This window comes from Streptomyces sp. WM6378, assembly GCF_001279695.1.
In the GTDB taxonomy this organism is placed as follows: Bacteria; Actinomycetota; Actinomycetes; order Streptomycetales; family Streptomycetaceae; genus Streptomyces.
The window spans coordinates 1-1,702 of the sequence record NZ_LGDD01000108.1 but is presented as its reverse complement, the minus strand read 5'-3'; the positions used below and the strand labels follow the sequence as shown (position 1 = coordinate 1,702).

Annotated in this window: 1 protein-coding gene and 1 pseudogene; both read right to left on the bottom strand. The window is 67.7% G+C overall.

All coding sequences use genetic code 11. The features are described 5' to 3' along the window. Positions 1-1,286, bottom strand: a pseudogene (locus tag ADK54_RS11840) (hypothetical protein); the annotation flags it as partial. Beyond that, a partial coding sequence (locus ADK54_RS11835; protein WP_053725547.1) for a DUF6507 family protein occupies positions 1,283-1,702 on the bottom strand: 420 nt, incomplete at its 5' end. The pseudogene ADK54_RS11840 and the gene ADK54_RS11835, both read right to left, overlap by 4 nt.

Genomic DNA, 1,702 nt, shown 5'->3' with positions numbered 1-1,702 from the left:
GTGCCGTCGGGTTTGTAGACCTTGCCGTCGTCGAGGTTGAGGCGGCTGCCGCCGGGCCATTCGATGTAGTTGCCCTTGACGACGGGGACGTCGGTGTTCTTGATGTAGGTGCCGTTGATGTCGAAGCGGCCGCCGCCTGCGAGGACGTTGGTGTAGGCGCCGGAGGTGACGTTCTTGAGGCTGCCGAAGAGGTCGCCGACCTTGATGACGCCGAATTTGCCGGCTTTGGCGACATACGTCATGGGGTCGACGATTTTGGCGACCTTGCCGGTGACGGAGAGGACCTTGGCGGCGGCGCCGCCCTTGGCGGCGCTGCCGGCGCCGCCGGTGAAGACGGTGGTCAGGACGTTGAAGGTGACCCCGCCGGCGGCCCGTGCGGGGTTTTTGCCCCATTCGTCCCAGGCGACGAGTGCCTTGCCGGTTTCTTTCATCGCGGTGCGGGAGTCGCGGAGCCAGCTGGGCATGTCCTTGTCGGGGACGGTCCAGAACGCGGCGGCGAACGGGGTGGAGGAGATCGCGAGGCCGGTGGCGAGTTTGGCGAGGCCGGTCCAGGCCTGGCCGGCTCTGTCCCAGCCGTCGGTGCCGACGAGGGTGCCCAGGCCCTTGATGGTGCCCCAGATCCCGTCGACGATGAAGCCGTCCCAGACGAAGCTCTTGACCTGGTGCCAGGCCCAGGCCAGGCCGGTGTATTCGCGTTCGGCGTGGCCGCCCCAGGGGGTTTCCTCGGCGTGCTGGAGCGCGTCCGCGCTGTAGCCGTACATGCCGGGTTTGTGGCTGCCGTCGTCGACGGTGAGTCTGCTGCCGCCGACCAGCGCGGTGATCTTGTCGTGGCAGGCACGCTCGGCGTCGGTGAACGCGGAGATGGCCGCGCCGACGTCACTCATCAGGCGGTTGTTGTGGTCGATCTTCTTCTGGTCGCGCCGCCAGTGGTCGTCCCCGGCGATGCTGTCGGTGAACGCGAACGCTTCGGTGCGCAGGCTCTGCAGCCTGGCGACCAGCGGGCGTACGACACCCTCGTACTCGGTCAGTGCCGCGGCCGCCTTCTCCAGCCCGTCCGCGAAATCATCCGCCTTCGTCTTCACCGGCAGGGTGGTCGCGAACAGCTGATCCGCCTCGGGAGCCTGGTAGCAGGCGGACAGCCCCTGGAACTCCTTGTGGACGTTGGATCCGCCGTCACGGAAATCACCGGCCTGCTTGGTGAGCGCGGCCGCGTCCTTGGTCAGCTGCTCCAGGTTGCCGGTGAACATCGGGATGCCGCCGGGTTCGATGACGTCCTTGTCGCTCACTTCGCGGCCCCCGCCGTGTCGCCCGCCGCGGCTGCCGGGTTCTCGACCGGTTTGCCGTCGGGGCCGAGTTCCTGGCCCTTGTCGTTGATGACGGGATCCTTGACCGCCTGTTTCTGCTTGTTCGCGGCCATGTCGAGGTCACCCTTGGCGTACTCGGTCGTCGCGTCGTAGGCACCGTTCAGCGAATGTTCGGTGCGCACCGCGATGTAGCCGAGTTCCTGGGCTTTGTGCTGCATGAACTCGCCGAGGGCGCCGCCGACCGGGCCCATCGGGGCTTCCGTGCCGCAGTACGGGCCCGAGAGCGTGCCCGCCGACGAGGCCGCCGATTTGAGGCTCTCCTGCATCGCTGTTCCGGCCTTCGACATGGCCTCGGCCGCGGTCGCCGTCTTCTTCAACACGCCCGAAACCCCGGACGG